The sequence below is a fragment of the Saccharibacillus qingshengii genome (genome assembly GCF_013185195.1).
GTDB lineage: Bacteria > Bacillota > Bacilli > Paenibacillales > Paenibacillaceae > Saccharibacillus > Saccharibacillus qingshengii.
In genome coordinates this window covers 31667-52008 of the sequence record NZ_JAAZWC010000024.1, presented here as the reverse complement: position 1 = coordinate 52008, position 20342 = coordinate 31667, and the positions used below count along the sequence as shown (strand labels likewise).

At 56.0% G+C, this 20342-nt stretch carries 17 protein-coding genes; 2 read left to right on the top strand and 15 right to left on the bottom strand.

From position 1 onward, the window contains the following. Window positions 1-8 precede the first annotated feature (8 nt). From HRQ60_RS18045 to HRQ60_RS18035, 3 genes are read right to left on the bottom strand one after another with little or no spacing between them, the layout of a single operon-like run. A complete protein-coding gene (locus HRQ60_RS18045) occupies window positions 9-1178 on the bottom strand; it encodes an ABC transporter permease (protein ID WP_172198354.1) in 1170 nt (389 codons plus the stop codon). Further along, window positions 1171-2334, bottom strand: coding sequence for an ABC transporter permease (locus HRQ60_RS18040; RefSeq protein ID WP_172198352.1), 1164 nt, complete (start codon window positions 2332-2334; stop codon window positions 1171-1173). Before HRQ60_RS18040 ends, HRQ60_RS18045 begins: the two co-directional genes overlap by 8 nt. 13 nt (window positions 2335-2347) lie before the next feature. Next, window positions 2348-3283 (bottom strand): ABC transporter ATP-binding protein, encoded by a 936-nt coding sequence (locus tag HRQ60_RS18035; RefSeq protein WP_172198350.1) that lies wholly within the window; start codon window positions 3281-3283, stop codon window positions 2348-2350. Between the two features lie 207 nt (window positions 3284-3490). Here HRQ60_RS18035 and HRQ60_RS18030 point away from each other — a divergent pair, with 207 nt between their 5' ends. Then, window positions 3491-4648, top strand: a complete 1158-nt coding sequence (locus tag HRQ60_RS18030; protein WP_172198347.1) for an ATP-binding protein — start codon at window positions 3491-3493, stop codon at window positions 4646-4648. A 93-nt stretch (window positions 4649-4741) separates the two neighbouring features. After that, window positions 4742-5419 carry a response regulator gene (locus HRQ60_RS18025; protein ID WP_172198346.1) on the top strand — a complete coding sequence of 226 codons (678 nt, stop codon included), beginning with the start codon at window positions 4742-4744 and terminating at the stop codon, window positions 5417-5419. Here HRQ60_RS18025 and HRQ60_RS18020 read toward each other — a convergent pair. The 12 genes from HRQ60_RS18020 to HRQ60_RS17965 form a co-directional block, all read right to left on the bottom strand. Next, the gene (locus HRQ60_RS18020; RefSeq protein ID WP_172198344.1) at window positions 5416-7251 is read right to left on the bottom strand and encodes a methyl-accepting chemotaxis protein; all 1836 of its coding nucleotides are present in this window, start codon (window positions 7249-7251) and stop codon (window positions 5416-5418) included. The two genes, HRQ60_RS18025 and HRQ60_RS18020, sit on opposite strands and share 4 nt — an antisense overlap. Window positions 7252-7611: 360 nt before the next feature. After that, window positions 7612-9081, bottom strand: a complete 1470-nt coding sequence (locus HRQ60_RS18015; RefSeq protein ID WP_172198342.1) for a PDZ domain-containing protein — start codon at window positions 9079-9081, stop codon at window positions 7612-7614. A gap of 71 nt (window positions 9082-9152) precedes the next feature. Then, window positions 9153-10604 carry a S41 family peptidase gene (locus HRQ60_RS18010; protein ID WP_172198340.1) on the bottom strand — a complete coding sequence of 484 codons (1452 nt, stop codon included), beginning with the start codon at window positions 10602-10604 and terminating at the stop codon, window positions 9153-9155. A gap of 118 nt (window positions 10605-10722) precedes the next feature. Beyond that, entirely contained in the window at window positions 10723-12138 is a 1416-nt protein-coding gene (locus HRQ60_RS18005) for a peptidoglycan DD-metalloendopeptidase family protein (protein ID WP_172198338.1), read from the bottom strand. A 45-nt stretch (window positions 12139-12183) separates the two neighbouring features. Then, entirely contained in the window at window positions 12184-13092 is a 909-nt protein-coding gene (gene ftsX / locus HRQ60_RS18000) for a permease-like cell division protein FtsX (RefSeq protein ID WP_172198336.1), read from the bottom strand. After that, complete coding sequence (gene ftsE / locus HRQ60_RS17995) at window positions 13082-13768, bottom strand: cell division ATP-binding protein FtsE (protein WP_172198334.1); 687 nt, start codon at window positions 13766-13768, stop codon at window positions 13082-13084. Before ftsE ends, ftsX begins: the two co-directional genes overlap by 11 nt. 393 nt (window positions 13769-14161) lie before the next feature. Continuing rightward, window positions 14162-14791: a type II secretion system protein GspM gene (gspM, locus tag HRQ60_RS17990; RefSeq protein WP_172198332.1), complete on the bottom strand. Its 630-nt coding sequence runs from the start codon at window positions 14789-14791 to the stop codon at window positions 14162-14164. Next, window positions 14772-16418, bottom strand: coding sequence for a pilus assembly protein PilM (gene pilM / locus HRQ60_RS17985; RefSeq protein ID WP_172198330.1), 1647 nt, complete (start codon window positions 16416-16418; stop codon window positions 14772-14774). Before pilM ends, gspM begins: the two co-directional genes overlap by 20 nt. 15 nt (window positions 16419-16433) lie before the next feature. Then, complete coding sequence (locus tag HRQ60_RS17980; RefSeq protein WP_172198328.1) at window positions 16434-17189, bottom strand: prepilin peptidase; 756 nt, start codon at window positions 17187-17189, stop codon at window positions 16434-16436. Between the two features lie 250 nt (window positions 17190-17439). Further along, entirely contained in the window at window positions 17440-17946 is a 507-nt protein-coding gene (locus HRQ60_RS17975; RefSeq protein WP_246281391.1) for a prepilin-type N-terminal cleavage/methylation domain-containing protein, read from the bottom strand. A 132-nt stretch (window positions 17947-18078) separates the two neighbouring features. After that, window positions 18079-19287 carry a type II secretion system F family protein gene (locus HRQ60_RS17970; protein ID WP_172198324.1) on the bottom strand — a complete coding sequence of 403 codons (1209 nt, stop codon included), beginning with the start codon at window positions 19285-19287 and terminating at the stop codon, window positions 18079-18081. After that, window positions 19287-20336 (bottom strand): type IV pilus twitching motility protein PilT, encoded by a 1050-nt coding sequence (locus tag HRQ60_RS17965; RefSeq protein ID WP_172198321.1) that lies wholly within the window; start codon window positions 20334-20336, stop codon window positions 19287-19289. Before HRQ60_RS17965 ends, HRQ60_RS17970 begins: the two co-directional genes overlap by 1 nt. Window positions 20337-20342: the final 6 nt, after the last annotated feature.

Genomic DNA, 20342 nt, shown 5'->3' with positions numbered 1-20342 from the left:
CCGCCGCTTCAGGCGGCGCGTTCGCCCGGTTTCAAAATGACGGAGCCGATTGCGAGCAGCACGAACGCCATCAGCAGCAGAATCAGCAGGGGCATGGCCGCTTCGTGCAGTCCTCCGCCATCCGCCACCCGCTGCACCGCTTCGATCGCCCATTTTTGGGGCATGAAATTCGAAGCGGTCTGCAGATAATCCGGCATAATCGAGATCTTCCAGAAACAGCCTCCCAGCATACAGGTCGGCGTAATGATAAAGGTGTTAAGCATCGGGGCATTGTCGGGATTTCGCACGATACCGGCCAATGCGCTGGCAAGTCCGATCGTCACCAGCATAAAAGCCGTCAGCACGGCGGCATGCAGCCACAGCGGAACCCCGTAATCGTAACGCAGCACTCCCCGCGTGACGAGCAGCAGCAGGCCGATCTGCAGCCAGCCCAGCACGAAACATCCGAGGAAATTGCCCAGCGCAATCTGGAGCGATCCGGCCGGTGCCGTGAAAATGCGGGCCATCGTGCCTTGTCTGCGGTCTTCGAGAATAAGCGATACGCAGGTGCCGGCCAGTCCCATCAGAAACAGCAGCGTGAACCCGATCACATTGTGGATGCCGTCTTTCGGATAGAGCTGCGGGTCGGTCACCACCGCGCGGACAGCTTCGTTTTCCTGCGCTTCAAGCAGTTCGCCGAAACGTCCGGAGACCTCTTCCGGCGAAGACGAACCGCTTTCCGCCGCTTCTTCCCGGACCACCGCCGCCGCATCGGACAGCCGTTTATGTTCCGAAGCCACGGACAGCTTCAGCAGCATCGAATCTTCGGTCGGATTCAATTGATAATAGATCGGCGCGGCGGAGCCTCCCTCGATCAGGGCGCGGCTGTATCCTTCCGGAATCACGACGCCGAACTGCAGATCGCGATCCGTCACGCCCCGCTTGATCGCCGCCTCGTCCGGTTCGGCCTGAAGTTCCCGGCCTTCGCGGACAGCCAACCCGGCCAGAAGCCGCTCGCCCGCCGGTCCGCTGTCCAAGTTGACGTAAGCGATCGGCGCATCCGGCGAGGATATTCCGCCGCCCAGCAGTCCCACGGCCCCCGATACGACTGCTACCGGAAGAATCAGATACGAGAGAATGCCCCTGAAGTTTCCCAAAGCCCGCTGAACCAGATTCCGGGCGATCCATATGCTATTCATACGCGTACCCCTTTCTTCCGTATACCGTAAGCGCCAAGGCAAGCAGCAGTGCGCTGATGAGCGCCAGTATGGCGATCGAAGCTCCGATATGCCCGGCCGGTTCGTGCAGCATCATACGCAGAATACTTTCCGAAGCCCAGCGGTTTACCGTGAAATTGCCGATCTTTTGGATCCAGCCTTCAAAAGGAACATATCCTCCGCTGAGAAACGTCATGGCCACGATCAGCCCCTGCATGATCGAAGCGCTCTGCGGCTGCGTCGTTGTCAGGAACGTAACGGTAATTGCCATGCCCATCGTGAAAACGATCATCAGCAGGCATACCGCCGCCAGCATCCACGGCCGCCCGCCCCAATCGACGCCAAAGCCCCATTTGGATATCAGGATAATGTTGAGCGACTGAAGTCCCGCTACGGCACCGGCCGCCGCCACTTTGCCCGCGAACAGATGAATCGGCCGGATCGGCATGGCATACATCCGCTGCAGCGTCCGGTTTTCCCTTTCCCCGTGCAGGCTGCCGCTGAGGCTGAGTCCCGAATACATCATGAACATCACCAGCATGGAGGCCGCATAATATTGAAACGCCGTATAACTCCCGCCCTCCGCTCCGAGTACGCCGTCCTGCACCTGCGCTAACGCAGCGGGCAGCTGTTCGTAGGTCTGCAGCGCCTGAGGCCCCAGCAGCTTGGCTGCCGCCGAACGGTCGTTCAGCGCATCGATAAACGGCCGCAGCACATTTTCCGCTACCCGGTTCTCCGAATGGCTGCTGCCGCGGATAAGCTCCAGCGAAGCGGCCCGGCCAGACACCACCGCCCGATCGAAGCCCGGAGCTGCGATCAGCGCATAATCGGCTTCTCCGGTCCGCAGATTCTCCTGCGCCCGCTGCCGATCCGGCACTTCGACAACGTTCAGATAACGCGCCACGCCTTCGTCGGACAGGTAACCGTCCAGCAGCGGCGAGTCTTCGCTTTTGACCAGCGCAAGCGTAACCGGATCAATCTTCGCGTCTTCGGCTCCGCCCATGTCGTTTACGCTTCCCAGTGCCGTCCCCAGCAAAGAGATGACGATCAGAGGCAGCAGGAACATATTGATCAGCACCCTGCGCATCCGCAGCGTCCGTTTGAGCTGATTGAGCGCCACGATATAAAAAGTTCGCATCGTCTATTCCTCCTCAGTCTCTCAGCGTGCGTCCGGTCAAATTCAGGAACAGCGATTCGAGATTCGGCGCTTCGCATTCGAGCGAGCCGATCAGCGCTTCGTGCCGGGCGCAGATAAACAGCACATCCTGCAGACTGCGCTGCGCCGAAGACAGGTAGAGCGTGATCCGGTCTCCGTCGGCCTCGACCGCTTCGATCCGCGGATGCTCCTTCAGTTCTCTCAACAGTTCTTCCGTAACCGGCGTGACCTGCAGCAGAATGCGTTCCTGCTGAGCGGCGCGCTCGCACAGCTCCGACTGGGTGCCGGAAGCGATCAGATGTCCGCGGTCGATGATCGCGACCCTCGAACTGACCGCTTCGACTTCTTCCATGTAATGACTGGTATAAATGACGGTCGAACCCGCCCGGTTCAACTCGCGCACCGCTTCCAGGATATGATTGCGCGACTGCGGATCGATCCCGACGGTCGGCTCATCCATAATGACGAGCTTGGGCCGGTGCATAATCGCACAGGCGATATTCAGACGCCGCTTCATGCCTCCCGAGAAAGTCGCCGGCAGCTCCTTGGCCTTGTCTTCCAGACCGACGAATTCCAGCGCTTCCTTCACGCTCTGCTTCAGCAGGGAACCGCGCAGGCCGTGCAGCCGGGCAAAAAACATCACGTTTTCTTCGGCGGGCAGTTTCTCGTACAGCGCCAGATCCTGCGGCACCAGGCCGAGCATGCGTTTGACTTCCATCGGCGATTCTTTGACCGAGAGGCCGCCTACCCGGACCTCGCCGCTGTCGATTCCGATCAGCCCGCAGATCATCCCGATGGTCGTACTTTTTCCCGCGCCGTTCGGTCCGAGCAGCCCCAGCACTTCGCCTTCTTCGATATTCAAATTCAGATGATCGACCGAAATCCGGCTTCCGTAACGCTTGACAACATCTTTGATTTCTACAAAAGACATCTTCTTGTCCCCTTTCGCGGTTTCCGCTTCACTGGTTATATCCGTATTGTACGGGGCTTTCTTTATTGGCACAGGTACAGAAAGTCATGGGTTGGACGCAGGGAGATGACCAAAGTCACCTCCGCTCCGGCCGGACCCGCATGCTATAATCGAAAAAAGACAAGGTGCCGCGGCAAAATGCAGGGATAGCGACGGGAGTGGAAAATATTGAGGTTTGCGATACGCGGAGTTCTGATTTTGATTTCGGCCGCCGCAGGCCTGTACACGGCGCCAAGCGGGGAGATCAAAACGTATGTAGCGGGCGTTCTGCTGTTTGCGGCTCTGACGGCTGCGGAACGTTTGGGTCTGCCGGAGCGGCTGCGGACTGCGTTTCAGGTCGTGCAGATTCTGATTTCTTTCTGGCTCGTCGAACGTTTCGGCCCGGCTCTGCTGTTTCTGTCGCTGTCCAGTCTGCCCGGTTATATGCAGAGCGATCCGTTTTCCAAAGGGCTGATGGCCGCCGGCCACCTGCTGGCTTTGAACCTTGCGCTCGCGGGAGCGGAAATCTCCGTGCGGCTCAATGCCAATCTGGCTTTTCTGCTCAGCGCCGTTCTGCTTCTGATGCTTGAGATCAGCGAACGCCGCCGCCTTGAAGACGTGGTGCGGTACGACGAGCTTCGGATGCATCATTTCGAACTCGGCGAAGAACGCGAGCGCCTGGCGGCTTTTGCCCTGCGAATCGAAGAAGAAGCCCAGGACGAAGAACGGGTACGGCTTGCGCGCAAACTGCACGACGATATCGGTCACCGGCTGATCCGGATCAAGATGATGATGGAAGCGGCGATGCGCATTCTGCCGACGGAGCGCGAGCGGGCCTCCGGCATGCTGGAACAAATCCGCAGGCAGTTGGAAGAAAGTATGGAAGAAATTCGGCTGTCGGTCAAAAAAGGAACCACGGTCAGCCGGGCCGAGCACGAATATGCGCTGGACCGGCTGCTGGACGATACGGGCCGCGAAACCGGCATGCGGACGACGTACCGTATTCAGGGCATTCCCTACGCGCTGTACCCGAGCTACCGCGTCGCCCTGTATCAGAATGCCCGGGAGTCGCTGACCAACGCGCTGCGGCACGGTCGGGCGGAGTACATCGAACTGACCCTGATCTATGAGCCGGATGCCGTCACGACAAAAGTGTGCAGCGGCCAAGCCGGCGACATCAAACCAGACGACCTGCAGACCCAGGCGGCGCCGACGGTCCGGGCCGGTATGGGCATCCGCGGTATGACCGAGCGCACCCGTCATCTGGGCGGCGAACTGCGAATCGATCCGGGTCCGCCTTTTACCGTGGTGACGCGGCTGCCGATTCGTACGGGTACGACGGAATAAGCACGGCCGAAGAACGCTTCACCTACCCCGAATAGAAAAAGCGAAAAAGAAGGCAGCGGACTGCCTTCTTTTTCGCTCCAAGGAGGAACAATCATGATCCGGATCATCATCGCGGACGACGACATTTTTATCCGGGAAAGCCTGCAGATCATGCTGGGCATGGATCCCGGGATCGAGGTGAGCGGCTTGGCCGGCAACGGACGGGAAGCGCTGCTGCTGCTCGAACAAGGACTGGCCGTGGATGTGGTCCTGATGGATATCCGTATGCCGGTCTGCGACGGGGTCGAAGGAACCCGGCAGATCAAAGCCCGCTTTCCTAAGGTGCGGGTATTGGTCCTGACGACTTTTGACGATGACGAGTTCATCGTCGAAGCGATCCGCGGCGGCGCCAGCGGCTATCTGCTCAAGAATATCGCGCCCGACCGGATCATCCAGGGAATCAAGACCGTGCACGAAGGCAGTATGCTGATCCACCCCGATATCGCGGCCAAGCTTGCGGGCCTGCTGCTTCCTTCCCCTCCGCCGGTCCAGGCGCCCGCTGCGGAAGGCTCCGAAGACCCGGATGCTTCCTTACGTTTGGCGGCCTACGGCCTGACCCCTTCGGAACGGCAGGTGGTCGGCCTGATCGCCGAAGGACTGTCCAATCGCGAAATTGCGGGCCGGCTTTATCTGAGCGAAGGTACCGTCAAAAATTACATCACCGAAATCTTGTCCAAGCTGTCGCTGCGGGACCGGACCCAGATCGCGATCTTGTATCTGCGGGGACGTTAGGCTACCGTGTGGAGCGGTTCTTGGCCGGAACTCTTGTCCGTCTCCGCCAGACCGTTCTCCTCTGCGGCTTCTTCGAGACGATCCGGTTCGGCGGACTGCGGCGCAGCGCCTTCTTCCCCGGGCGATGCTTCCAACGTGAAACGGGACAGGGTCGTCTGCAGCTCCTCGGCCAGTCCGGAAAGGAATTTTGCGGATCCCTGCACTTCTTCCATGGTGGACAGCTGCTCTTCTCCGGCGGCACTGACCTCCTCGATCCCGGCCGCCCCTTGGCGGGCAATCGCGTTGACTTCGCGCATAGCCTCGGCAATCCGCGAAGTCTGCTGCGAGAGAACGCGAATCAGCCCGCTCGTCTCGCTTGTCTCCTGCCGCACTTCGGAGACCGTGCTGCGGATTCGTCCGAACACTTCCGAGATCTCCCGGCCGCTCTCCACGCCGAGCCTGGCCCGATCCGCCCCTTCGTTCAGCGAGATTACCGCAGCTTCCGACTCTTCGCGAATCGCGGCAATGATCTCCCCGATCGTCCGCGTGGAAGCCGCCGCACTCTCGGCCAGCTTGCGGATTTCCTGGGCGACGACCGCAAATCCCCGGCCCGCTTCCCCGGCTCTTGCCGCTTCGATCGAAGCGTTAAGCGACAGCAGATTGGTCTGCCTCGCCACCTGATCGATCAATACGGCGGCCGTGCCGATCTCCTCCGAACGGCGGCGCAGGCTGGTCACCACGTCCAGCGCGTGAGTGACGCTGTGGTCGATCTCGTTCATCCGGCCGATCGTTTTCTCAAGCTCCCGGCTGCCCAGCTCCGCCGCGGCATTCGCGGAGTCTACCGAGACCGCCACTTCTTCGCCGCTTCGATCCAGCTGCCGCATGCCCTTCTCCATCTCGTCGACGAACCCGCCGACATCGGCAATGGTATTGACCTGCTGCTCGAATCCGGCCGACAGCTCCGAAGACGAAGTGGCAATATGCGCGGCGGCTTCGGTCGTCTGCTCCGCCCCCGCGGCAAGCTGCTGCGAAGAAGCCGACAAGGTTACGGCGCTTTCGTCGACCCGGCGGATCATATCGCGCAGCCCTTCGATCATCCGGTTGAACGACAAGGTCACCTGCCCGATCTCGTCGCGGAACAAATAGGTGCCCTGCACGCTCAAGTCGCCGGCTTCCGCCTGCTGCATCAGCTTCTGCATCCGGTGCAGCGGCAGGGAAACCAGGCGCGAGATCAACAAACCGCCGGCCGCGATCAGCAGGACGCCGACTCCGATACAGATCACAATAAGAAGGGTCGAACTTTGAGCCAGCTCGGTTGAAGCTTCATTGCTGCTCTGCGCTTCTCTCAGCAGCTGCGAGTTGAGTTTGTTCATCGTCTGGTTGACCTGTTCGCGAATCGGCTGCAGCTCTTCTTGGAACATACGGTAAGCTTCTTCGCTCTGGTTGCGCGTCGCCAAGTCCACGATCCGGGAGCGGACGTTAAAATAGTTCGGTGTCAGCTGATTGTATTCGGCATACAGTGCCTGGGCGGCCGGGCTCAACTGGATTTTCTCCAATTCGGCGTAGGCCATCGCATTGCGGGCCGTTCGGTCGCTGATGCCCATCGACAAGTTCTGGTCTGCCGTATAGTCTTCGTTTAGCATCATTTCCATCACATAGGCTTCGATCGCGCTGTTGTTCGAACCGACCTGCCCGATCGCATTGAGAGACCGCAGATTGTTCTGATACATCGTCTCCGAAGTCTCCGCCATCTTTTTCATCGTGGCAAACCCCGTGTATCCCACTGCCACAAGCATGACCCCGGACAGCAGTACCAGCAGCAAAATCTTTGTTTTCACCTTCAGGTTTCTCATGTGCCCCACCGCCCTTTTTCATCTAGTCCCTTGTCAACACTAAAGGTAAGGTTACGCTCCCCTGAGATTTCGTACTTGAAGCGTGTACGAAGTCTCCGACGGAATTGTTATTTCAGGCGAACGTAAACCTCCGATTAAGAGTTGAAAGGATAGTAGTCTAAAAGTCTCTTACTCGCTTATTTTTCTTCATTCTATCAGCTTCCCGTAAAATCTGTGCGCGAATTTTATGAATAAAGTTCCAATTTATCGTCGTTTTTTCGTGTAAACGGATACATATCCAGATGGTATTCAGAGTCTTAAGAACTACCTGACTTCAAGCGGCAGATTCGGATTAAAAAAGCGCAAAAAAAGACGGAATTTTCACTGGGAAAATTCCGTCTTATCCGGCTGATTCGGCAGAGGCTGCTGTTCGTTGGAAGAAACCTGTTCCGCAACTTCCCGCTGCGCCGGGTCGGCCGCGGCTTCGCTGCGCGGCAGCCTGTCTGCAGGCTGCGGTTCGGCCGGTTTCTCTTCACCGCCCCGGGGAGCGGGAAGAACCGCGGCCGGAAGCTGAAGTCTTTCCGAAGACCCCCGCCCCTGCTCGGCCTGCACGCTCCACAATCCCGGCAGCGAAAGCGGACGGAACGGCTGCTCCGAAGCCGAAGACGCATCCGGAGCAAACACAAAGCCAAGCTGATGGTGGTCGCCCGCATAGATCGGCCGCTGCAGGAACTTGCTGTCTCCCCTGCGGTTCTGAACTTCAAGCTTGCAAAAAGCCGAATTGATCCGCAGCGCTTCATGCATCTGCTGCGTAGTGCCTACCGGAAGTCCGTTGACTTTTAGCAGCGTCTCGCCGGGCAGAATGCCCATGTCTTCGGCCGGACTGCCGGGCTGAACAGCCAGGATCTTGAGCCCGCGTCCGGAGTGCGCGTACATCGCCGGCTGTCCGTCTTCTTCGCGGACACCGTCGCGGATCAGCGCTTCGCGCAGCACGATACCGGCGACGGCGGCAATCACCGTCATCGGCGGCCAGAATACGGCCCCGAGCGCCAGCACCAGCAGCGCCGCGCCGAACATAAGACCGCGCCGCGCCGCGCGGGCGGCTTTGCGCTCCGGCAGCAGCGTCCAGGTCGCTTCCGCCATGCCCAGCATGACGGGAAGGGCGAGCAGCGTATAGCTCGCCGCCTCCGGCAGACCCAGCCACGTATTCAGCGGCGGCTGCCAAGGCAGAGGACCGATCGGCCCGCCTTCGGCCGGCACAAGCAGCAGCGTCGGCGCAAGCCAGAGCATGCGCAGGACGTAAGCCCCGACCGGGCGGCCGCGCTTGCCCGGGATGTACGTCGGCAGGGCGAAGTCTTTGCCCTGCCAGGCGATCAATCCGCTCTCCGCCAGATGCAGCAGAGCAGCCAACAGCAGCAGCGCGGCGATGTTCAAGCCGCTCAAGGCGGCGAGGATGCTGCCTGCGGCGCCCTCATCCGGCAGTCCGGGAATCAGACGCAGCACGAACTGCAGGGCGCCCAATACGCCTACCGCGTAAGCGAAGTTGGCGAACCGGATCCGGAACACCAGCAGTACAAGGGCAGTGACCCAGAGCAGGGTCGCGCCCTGCACCGTCAAAGTGAATCCGAGTCCGGCCATGATCAGCGATACGAGCGCACCGGCCCCTATTCCGCCGAGCAGTGCACGCGCCGCATATCCGCCGTATCCATGCAGGCGGATATGGAAAAGCTTTCGCTCCAAAATGCCTTGACGGCGATAATATAACAGCAGAATCAACAATCCTGCCCAATAGAAAGGCTGAATTACAAGTTCCAGCAGTGCCGACAGGATGATTTCCAGGTATTCGTTCATCGGTTTCTCCTTTTCGTCCCGCTTCTAAAAAAGGGAAGGCTTACGCCTTCCCTTTGTTCAAACCGCTATGTTTAGGAGTTCGACGCCGGAGCAAGCGTTTCCTGCTTCAATTCTTCGATCGCTTTGTTCAACTGGGTGTCGTGGGTCGGATCGGTAATTTGTTTAAGCGTAGCGGCTTCGAGAGCGGCTGCCGTTTTGGCTTCGATCATGCCGCTGACCGTCAGCTTTTGCGCTTTCTGGAAAGCTTGAACCTGCTTTTTGGTCTCGGCATCGAAATAACCGTCTTTGCGTTTGGTCTCGTAACCGAGTCCGCTCAGCATGATCTGCGCGCTTTTGACATTTTCGTTGTTCATGTTGTACTTGAGCGTTTTCTCTTTGTTGATCGGCGCCACCTTGAAGTAATCCGGCTGGCTGACTTTCTCATCCGGTTTGATTCCTTTTTCGTGAATCCATTCGGCGTCCGGCGTCAGCCATTTGGCGATGGTAATCTTGAGCAGCGTTCCTTTGCCCAGGCTGTCCGAAATACTCGTCTGCACGGTGCCTTTGCCGAAAGAGTTTTCTCCGAGCAGTTTCGCTCCCGCGGATTCTTTCAATGCGCCCGCCATGATCTCCGAAGCGCTTGCGCTGCCGCCGTTAATCAGCACGGTAACCGGATAATCCTTGCCTTTGGCCCGACCTTCGGAACGGACAGCCTGACGTGCGCCGCCGCGTGTTTCTTCCTGTACAATGATGCTGCCTTTCGGCACGAATTGTTCGGCCATGTCGACCACGACGTTAAGCAGGCCGCCGGGATTGTTGCGCAGGTCGATGACCAGGCCTTCCATGCCCTGCTTCTCCAGCTTGGTCAGTTCCTGTTTGAAGCGCGCCCCCGTATTGGCCGAGAACTGCGTCACTTCGATCACGCCGATTTTGCTTTTTTCCATATGCGCATTGACGGTTTCAAGTTCGATATCGTCGCGCGTGATCTCGAATTTGATCGGGTCCTGCGTTCCCGGACGCTGAACCATAACGGTGACCTTGCTGCCTTTCGGACCGCGAATCTTCGACACGGCCGTCTGCAGATCAAGGCCCGCCAACGACTTGCCGTCGACCGAGAGCAGAACGTCTTTGGCTTGAATGCCCGCCTTCTCGGCCGGAGATCCCTTGATCGGCGATACGACCGTCACTTTCTCGTTCTTGAGTTCGACTTCGGCGCCGATTCCCGTGAACGAGCCTTCGATCGATTCGTTGAATTCGCTTGCCTGTTCGGCTGCCATGTACGCGGAATAAGGATCGTCCAGCGCACCGACGATGCCGTTAATGGCTCCCGTCACCAGCTTCTCGTGGTCCACATCCTTATAATAGTTGTCTTCGATCAGCTTGACCGCCGCATTGAGTTTGTTTATTTCGGTCGTATTGAGCCCCGTGCTTGCGCTCGCTCCGCTGCTCGCGAAGATCGGATAGTTCGTCAAGGCAAGCACCGCTCCCCCTCCGATGATCATTGCGACAATGACCAACAGAATCGCTGTCCGTTTTTTTATCATGGTGCAAGCCTCCTTGGCAGAATCCTCGAATTGTCGTGTTTTCTATTGTGTACGATGCCCGGAAAAAGCGCAAGACCCGCCCGGACATACGCCGGGCGGGAACTTGAAGTGCTGGGGCTTACCAGCCCAGATAAGGTACCGGATCGATCGGTTCGCCGTTCTGCCGCACCTCGAAGTGCAGATGGGGCCCCGTCGAATTGCCGGTCGAACCGACTTCGGCGATCTTCTGTCCGCGCTGGACCGTTTGTCCCGAAGAAACCATGATGCCGCCGTCGCGAATATGGCCGTACAGCGTCCAGATTCCGTTGCCGTGGTCGATCACGACCGTATTGCCGTAACCGTTCCACCACTGGGCGACCGTAACGACGCCGCCTTCGGCCGCATGAATATCGGTTCCCTGCGGAGCCGCCATATCCACGCCGGTGTGCTTTTTCACTTTGCCGGTGATCGGGTGGACGCGCGTTCCGAAGCCCGAAGACATCCGGAAGCTGTCGACCGGAGTCAGCATTGCGCCGCCGGAAGAAGCCGAACCCGACGAAGTCGAAGGTGTTTCCGGCGTTGGTGACGGCGACGGTGTAGGCGCCGGATCACCCGTTTTGTACGAATAGTCGCCTGCGGAAGGAGCCTGGGCCGCTTGAACTTCGGCCGCCGCACGCGCCGCTTCGGCTTCCGCCTGCCGCTGTTCTTCGGCTTTCTCCGCCGCCGCAGCCGCACGCGCTTTCTCCTGGGCTACGCGAAGAGCTTCTTCTGCCGCGGCTCTGCGCCGGGCTTCTTCGATCTCGCGCTTCTCGCGTTCCAGATCGGAGCGCTTGGTGGCGAACTCGACCAGCATGGAATCCTGCTCCTGGCTGATTTCACCCGCTTCTTCGATATCCAGTTCAAACTTGGCAATCAGCTTGCGCTTCTCTTCTTCCTTCGCATCGAGCTCTTTCTTGTGGGACTCGACTTCGGCCAGAAGGGTCTTCTGGCGGGCATGCTGGCTTTCCAGTTCCGACTGCTTCTCGATCACGATCTCCTGGTCGCGCTTGTGATCTTCCAGAATCGTGTTGTCCTGCCCGATGATCCGCTTAATCGAATCGGCCCGGCTCAGGAAGTCGCCGAAGTCGGCCGAAGCCATCAGCACATCCAGATAGGAAACGGCACCGTCGGTATACATCATCCGAACCCGGGTATCCAGCAGTCCTTCGCGCTCAAGGATACGCTGCTTGGCGGCTTCGAGTTCTTTCTCGGTCTGCTGCAGCTGCATTTCGGTCTCCGACAGCTCCATGCTGACCTGGGTCAGCTTGCTGCCGACCGCTTCGATATTCGCGAGGACCTGTTCCAGATACTCGTTGGTTTTGTTTTTATAATGCTCGGCTTCCTGCTTGTCCGATTCGGCCGCTTTTTTTTGCGCCTGTGCTTCTTTTTCTTTTTGCTGCAGTTCCTGAAGCTGACGGTCGATCTTGTCCGTCGAAGGCGCGGCATGCAGACTTGCGGGTTGAACGATCACTGCGGCCAACAACACGCCGGCCAATAACGAAGCTGTTTTTTTCAAAGCGGGTTCCCATCCTTTTTTCCGAATTGTTGGGGCAGCTTACCGTCAGACCTTCAAAAACTTACGGATCGAAATGGTACTGCCCCAGGCTCCGATCAGGAATCCCAGCCCAAGGATCAGAATACTGAACCAGAGCCAGATCTCGTGAAGGGGAATCATCGTAAACAGGGAGGCTTTCCAGCTGGATGCGGCCAGCTCTACCCTGGAATATCCGTACAGCAGAATTGCCAGCGTCAGCGCTGAACCCGTCATGCCGACCAGCACGCCTTCAATGAAGAACGGCCAGCGGATAAAGCGGTTGGTCGCACCGACCAGCTTCATGATCGCGATTTCTCTCCGGCGGGCGATAATCGTGACTTTGATCGTATTCGCGATCAGGAACATGGCCATGACGCCGAGTCCGATCACGAGCACCAGTCCGACGACCCGGATGGTCTGCGTCCACTGGAACAGCCGTTCCGCCGTTCCTTTGCCGTAATCGACTTCGTAAATCGGCGCTTCCGGGCGTCCGTCGTTCAGCGCCAGAATCTTGTCCGCCACGAACGGCACCGTCGTGGCCTCGATGACCTGAACCTTGTACATATCGGGAAGCGGGTTCGTTCCCGTCTCTTCGTATCCTTTGACCATGGCATCGCCGAGGGTCTCGCGCATCTCCTCGAGCCCTTCTTCTTTGGAGACGAAGGTGAGTTCCTGCACTTCCGGCATGTCCCGGATCTCTTGTTCGACCCGGTCGCGGTCGGCCTGCTGAATGTCGAGATTCAGATATACGCTGATCTCTACCTGCCTGTCGACCTCGTCGGCCGCCCGGTCCAGGTTCAAGACGAGCAGCAGCGCGACGCCGAGCAGCGAAAGCGAGACGACGATGGACAGCATCGAAGCGACCGACATCCAGCCGTTGCGGAATACGTTTTTCGTGCCCTCGCGAAAGTGCCGCAGAAGGGTGTTAAAATTCATAACCGTATTCTCCCCTCAGCTGGTCGCGGACGACGTGTCCGTTCTCGATCGCCAGTACCCGTTTGCGCATCGTATTGACGATTTCCTTGTTATGGGTCGCCATGACGATGGTGGTGCCGCGGAAATTGATCTCGTCAAGCAGCTGCATGATGCCCCAGGATGTCTCGGGATCCAGGTTGCCGGTCGGTTCGTCCGCGACGATCACCGACGGGTTGTTCACGATCGCACGGGCGATCGCGACCCGCTGCTGCTCGCCGCCCGACAGATGGGCCGGTTCGCGGTTGGCTTTGTTCTTCAGCCCGACCAGGTCGAGCACTTCCATGACTCTCTTCTTCATGATCTTTCTCGGCGCTTCGATGACTTCCATCGCGAATGCCACATTCTCGTAGGCAGTCAACTTCGGCAGCAGCCGATAATCCTGGAAAATAACCCCGATATTCCGGCGCAGCAGCGGAATATTGCGCTGCTTGAGCTTGCCGAGGTTAAATCCGTTTACGGAAATCTGCCCCTTTGTCGGAACTTCTTCCCTATAGATCAGCTTCATGAACGTCGATTTGCCGGCGCCCGAAGGACCGACGACGTAGACGAATTCGCTGCGGTCAATCTGGAGCGAAACCCCTTGAAGCGCATGGGTTCCGTTCGGATATGTCTTCCACACATCCTGCATGTCGATCACGGTATCACTTCCCGAATTTGGATTTGAAGCTCAAGGCGCAATCGCGTCCCCCGCGCGCCTCTCGTTCCTTGGTACCGCCTGTCCGGCACATTCCATCTATCTTACAGCCCGACCGTCGATCGTCAATCGGTCGTACAGCCTATGCTCCTGCTTATGTATCCCATTGTAACAAATTTGTAGGGGCATGAGTAGAGAGCCGGACTTCCCATCATGCATAAAGCCGGGGGGAGGTTTTTCTTATTTTCTTGCTCTTGAAAAAAAGCCCCGGGCACGCTAGCAAGCGGCTCCGAAGCTTACGGGGGGCTTCCCCGGCACTAACGTTATGGTTTTGTACGTCATTGATTCCCAGTATAACCGATGCCGAAGGCGGCCGTCCAGTTTGTTTCGTGTCGGTTATGGGGCAGGATCCACAGCGGCGTCTGTCGCGGCAGGATCAGCGACTGCGGTCGAGGGGAGGTAGCTGGCTGTGAAGGTAATGGTCGCGGCCAAAAGCGTATTCGGCTGCGCAGGCTGTTGAAAAGCAATCGAATCCACAGTCGTGACGCGATCCGTTTTTTGAACGAGATCGATCCAAGTACGCAACTGCGTATAATTTCCTTCTACGTTAACCGTGACGTAAACCGTATTCAAACCATTCGCACTCAGGACCTGGGAAATAGACGTTCCGGCCGTTGCGTCACTTTCGCCTCCATAAGCAAATGCAGCATCGGATAAACGGACGCTTGCTTGTTCGCCGATTTGCTTAATATCCAAAATCAATTGCTCGGCATCCGCATTCGGCGGGAGTGCCGCAGCAATCGCTTCTTCTGTCAGGCTGTCGTCTTGCGACTCTTGATCACGCTCGTCAATCTTGCTTTGCAAAAGAGCATTCTGCTGGTTAAGGCTGGAGATTTCGCTTTCCTGCGTATTCCATAGCTCGACCTTCGGTTTGATCGCAAGCATATAGAACGCAAGGATCAGAAGAAAAAGCCCCGTGATGCCAAGAATAATACCTTGTCTATTGTTAAGGATTCGTTGCATCATCGTTCACTTCCTCCAAATCCGTATTATCCGCGCCGGAACCGGCTTCCGGAATCAAAGCATTTGCCGCTTCGCCTACCGCAGCGGTTGTCGTGTTCGGAAGCATGTTGATCCGATATACGGCTCCGTACAATCGCGCCGCTGCTGTTCCCGTATCCGTCTCTTGATAAAGTCTGGAGATGGAAGCATCAACCGTAAAGCTCATTTCTTTCAAACTAGCCAGAAAAACGGATGCCTGATCCATCTGCGTAAAGTCTACGGTCAAATCAATCGAAGTACCTTGCTGATAAGCAATATTGCGGATAATCCCTCTTTGCGGAATCGCGCTATTGATCTCGTTCAGAACCGCAGCCGCATCCGTGCGCGTTTCCAAAATAGCCTGAATAAGCTTTTGCGGCGAAGCCGCACCCGTATTGGATTCCTGCAGTTTAAGCTGCTTGACCTGAAGTTCCGTATTCAATTGTTCCATCTGCACGACCTGGGCTTCCGTCTCGTTCTGTACGGACACATAGTAGAAGACGGTTCCTCCCGCAGCCAAAATCCAGACCAAAAGCAACGCGCCTAACGCGTAAGGAAGCGTCTTGGTTTCGCGGTCTTTGCGAGGCAGTAAGTCAATCAAGCTATTCTTCTCGTCTCGTAAGGCTGCGCCTACCGCTACCCGGTACAAGTTGAGCGAAGGATCTTCCTGCTTGCCCGGCGAAGATTCCAGTTTCAATTCATGAATTTCGATCTCTGCCAATGCCTGACGCAGTTCTCCGACCAGTTGGCGCCGATTGGCTTCCGTTCCGGTCACGACCAGTTCGGTAATTCGCGCGGCGCCGTCATGCAAACTATATTGATAGAAATTAAGCATCCGGGAAATTTCGGCTGTAATCTCGACAAGCTGCTCCATCGAGAGTTGGTCTTCGGCCAATGAAGACTTTTGCGCCAAATAAGATTCCGATTCGAACAACGGAACTTCTTGTTCGATATCGAGCAGATTGATCGTGCGCAGGAAGATCGGATGTCCTTCGCGGAACATGTAGACATCCAACTGAGCATGTTCAAGATGAACGAGCATCGTATCCGTAAAAGGATGCCCCTGCGAAATCTCGGCCATACGAGACAATGCGGTTGCGGATACTTCCACACTGTCCGTTTTAATGCCCGCGTCGTCCAAAATCTCGACATATTCGGAAATCAGTTTTCGAGGCGCGGCGAATACGAGCACACGCGTGATCTCTTCTTCGCGACCGTCTTCTTGGACCTGTTTCTCGCGTCCGATCGGAATAAAGTCATACACGGGTTCTTCGAAAGGAAGGTGCAACCCCGTCTCCACTTCAAGCGCCACAAGCTGCTGGACTTGCTTGGGTTGAACGGCCGGAATCGCCATTTTGCGAATGATGACTTGAGAAGGCGGCACGGACAAAGCGACGCGGCTGCCCTTTAACCCTTCTTGCTCCGCCCACTGACGAATTTGAATACGCAGCTTTTCCTCGTCGGCAATCTGATTTTCGATAATCGTACCGGAATCGAGAGGCAGAAAACTCTGTTTTTCGACTTCCCAGGTTTTGTTGTTTTTAAGTTGAATGAAGCGGACGCCGTTCTGTTCGATCGTAAGTCCCGCTTTTTTGCTTCCGAATCCCAGCATGCCGAGTATGTCCTCCTAACCGATCAGCGAGAAATATCCACTGATAATTTGCGTTCCGTAAAGATAAGCAATCAAAGTACCCAGCGCGAGCCACGGTCCGAACGGAACGGGCTGTTTGCGTTGAACAATTTTCGAAGCGATCAGTATTAAGCCGACGATCGTTCCGAATGCGCAAGCCAACATAAAAGCCAATATTGCAGGTCCAATGCCCAGCACAAACCCGCACAAAGCAAATAGCTTAACATCTCCCATCCCCATACCGCCTTTGGTCAGCAGCACGATCAACAAAATCAATCCGCCGCCGAATACGCCGCCGAGTATGTAATGCCACCATGCCGCGTCCATAAAAACAAAACGAAGCACGATCAAAATCGGCGCAAAAAAAAGCAGCACTTTATTGGGAATCCGCATATATTTCAAATCCGCGACCGTAACAATAACGCATAGGCTGGCAAGCACAATCCCGATTGCCATTGCGCCCGTCAGACCGAAGCGGAGAAACATCCATAAGAAAAGTAGCCCGGCTGCCGCTTCGAATAACGGATAGACCGGTGAGAATTTGACGCCGCAGTGTCGACATTTACCTTTTGAAAACATGTAGCTGAATACCGGAACCATATCTTTTGCGCCCAGTCTCGTGTTGCAGCTTCCACAACGCGACGGCGGGTGAATGACGGACTCACCGAGAGGGACCCTGAGTCCGACGACATTGAAAAAAGAACCGAATAATAGGCCGACGATGGTGATGTAGATCGCGATGAAAATGGTCATAAGTCATGGAGGATTGGAATAAGGCGCTTCCCGCCAAAAGGTTGTTCCAATCGCTGTTACCCTCCAATTTCTTGATTAGGTTATGCCGAAAGGCGAAATTAGAGCGTAAAAGCGACTGCTCCGGTTTTTCACAATTTTTTTGGCATTCTGCTGAGATTCCAATCTTAGACGAAGAGGTAGAAGAGTAAACATAAAGAGAAACCGGAAAAACGGTGGTTTTTCCGGTTTGTTAAACATTTTACTTTTAAAGTTAAGGGGTAGTTTCTTCAGCTGGTGCCGCTGGTTCAGCTCCTAGAACTTCTTCTGCGCTGTAAGCACCTTTAGTACTTTTCAGATTTACCGATTTAAGCTCACCTTTTTCAAATACAACTTCTCCTGTAGTATCAAGTTTATTTTTGGTACTTGGAAGAACAACTGTTTTTTCAAGGTATCCAGCTGTTTGAAGTTCCTCAACCGTTACCTTGGCTGTCGTATCGAAAGCACCGTTCTTTTCACCAATGATGTACATACGCGAAGCGTCATAAACTTGTCTTGCTGTCGAGAGGTCGGCGTCTTGACGCGAGTTGTTGATAATGTTACCAATCAGTGGAATTGCAATAACTGCGATGATTGCGATGATGATAAGAACAGCCAAGAGTTCGATCAAGGTAAAGCCTTTTTCTTCTTTACCCATTTTTGCCCATACGCGTTGCATGAATGTCGACTTGCCGGATTCTTTCACTTCTACTTCGTTAGCCATTTCTACTGCTTGATTCATCTAATCTTCACTCCCGTGAGTTAATTTTCCGGAGAATCTCCGGTATTGCCATTGACCCCAAATTAGGATCAGATCGCGGCGCCGTACATATCCGAATCAAAATTCGGCACTTCACACAGAGCCGCGCGCTTTTTAACCGATACTACCGTACAGTGTAAACATCGGAAGCATGATAGCGGCCATGATGACACCGATCACCGCTGCCAAAAATGTAATAAGTAACGGCTCTAGTAAAGACTTGAGACGATCAACCGTATTATCTACGTCCATTTCGTAAAAATCAGCAACTTTACCAAGCATATCGCCCAAAGCGCCAGTTTCCTCACCAATCGCGATCATCTGGGTGACGAGCGGCGGAAATACCCATGATTTTTCCAAAGGAGCCGATAACGACCGTCCTTGGCGAAGCGAATCGCCCGCGCTGCGGATTACGTTACCGATCACTTTATTGCCCGCTACGTCTTCGACAATCGTTAATGACTGGAGCACAGGAACCGCACTTGCATACAATGAAGAAAAGGTACGAGTGAACTGTGCAATCGAGCTTTTTTGATTCAACTTGCCGAATACCGGAACTTTCAGCTTCATGTAGTCGATCCAGTAGGAGCCTTTATCTGTTCTTTTCGCAATAAAGAATGTAGCAATCAATATCAAAATCGCCAAGCCCCAAAAATACCAGTGATGCTGAATACTGTTGCTTAGTGCAAGAACTGCTATCGTAATCGCGGGTAGCTCCGCGTCGAACGAAGCAAACATTGTAATAAACTGCGGTACAATCGCCCAAAGCAGATACACCGTAGATACGATCGCAAGAACTGCTACTGTCGCCGGGTAAGTTAGCGCCGACTTTACTTTTTCGCGAGTCGAGTGCTGCTTTTCGAAAAAGAACGCCAGACGGTCCAACGTCCCTTCCAGATCCCCGGTCTCTTCCCCCGCGCGCACCATGCTCACGAACAACGAAGGAAAAATTCGCTTATGCTCTTGTACGGCTTGCGAGAACGGAATCCCTTTGAGCAGGCTCGATGAGACTTGGATCAACGCGCCTTTGAGCGCTTTGCTCTCTGTCTGTCCCGCCAAGATCGTAGTCGCATCCACGATCGTAATCCCTGCACGGATCAAGGTCGCGAACTGACGGCAATAGATAATGAAGTGAATCGACTTGACCGGATTGCCGATATAGATTTCTTTCGACAATACCGTATTGTTTTTCTCGACGAGCGAGAAGACTTTCAATCCGCGTTTGCGGAGTTCTTCCATCGCGGCGGCTTTGTCGCTCGCGTTCAACTTTCCTTTGAGCTGCTTGCCGCTGCCGGTTCGCACCTGATATTCGAACTGCGCCATCAGGCGGTCACCTCCGTCATGTATTCTTTGGCGGCGGTCGGATCAACCTGTCCGCGCTGCAAGTGTTCGCGGATATTCATCTCCAGCGTATGCATGCCGTGTGCCTTGCCCGTTTGCATCACGCTGCGGATCTGGTGGATCTTCTCCGAGCGGATCAAGTTGGCGACAGCCGGTGTGTTGACCAGAATCTCGGTTGCGCATGTTCGTCCTTGACCACCACGGTTCGGAAGCAATCTTTGCGAGATCACTGCTGTGAGAACCGATGCAAGTTGCGTACGAACTTGAGGTTGCTGATGGCCGGGGAAAGCATCGATGATCCGGTCGATCGTCTTGGGCGCATCCGTCGTATGCAGCGTTGCCAATACCAAGTGCCCCGTCTCCGCTGCGGTAATCGCCGCCGAGATCGTCTCCAGGTCCCGCATTTCCCCGACCAAAATGACGTCTGGATCTTGCCGGAGCGCAGCTCTCAGCCCGTCCGCGAAGCTTGCCGTATCCAATCCGACTTCCCGTTGGTGCACCAGCGATTTGCGATGCTCGTGCATGAACTCTATCGGATCTTCCAGCGTCACAATATGTTTGCTGCTCTTGCTATTTACATCTTGGATCATGGCTGCCAATGTCGATGACTTGCCGCTTCCCGTCGGGCCGGTAACCAGAATCAGTCCCTGCGGCCGATGGGCGAGTGCAGCCAGTGAAGCAGGTAATCCCAATTGTTCCATTGTCGGAATTCGTTCGGGGATGGAACGAGCCGATATGGCCGCGTATCCCTTTTGCCGATACACGTTGATCCGGAAACGATCGGCTCCCGGCAGCGCATAAGCGAAGTCCAACTCGCCTTCCGTACGGAACCGAATCGCCCGTTCCTCGCCAAGCAGCTCATCGGCCATGCTTTCCGCTTCTGCCGGACTGACGATACCGCCGGCCAAAACCATCAGCGAGCCGTGAATCCGCACATTTGGCGGAGCACCGACTGCAATATGCAAGTCGGATGCGCCTTTAGCGTGCATTTCGCGCAGCAGCTCCTCGATTGTCCGTGTTTGTTCGTTCATCCTCAG